The organism is Clostridium sp. DL1XJH146 (assembly GCF_054819755.1).
The window spans coordinates 1-249 of sequence record NZ_JBTVVN010000166.1; the positions used below are offsets into that span (position 1 = coordinate 1).

Here is a 249-nt window from a genome sequence, read left to right on the forward strand (position 1 = left end):
GGCATCACCCTCAGCGCCGCGCGCCGCGAACTGCTGGTGAAGCTGGCCGCCGAACATAATTTCCTGATCATCGAAGACGATCCGTACGGCGAGCTGCGTTTCACCGAAGAGCGCCACCCAACGCTGCATCAGGTGTCGCAGCGGGTGCTGGGCAACACCGACCACATCATCTATACCTCGACCTTCTCCAAGATCCTGGCGCCGGGCCTGCGCCTGGGCTGGGCGATCCTGCCGCCGTTCCTGCTGCAT

The 249-nt window shown here is 63.9% G+C and carries 1 protein-coding gene; it reads left to right on the forward strand.

Going from position 1 to position 249, the window contains the following annotated elements:
- On the forward strand, positions 1–249 hold a 249-nt coding region (locus ACVHXK_RS18955), incomplete at both ends, for an aminotransferase class I/II-fold pyridoxal phosphate-dependent enzyme (RefSeq protein ID WP_461207955.1).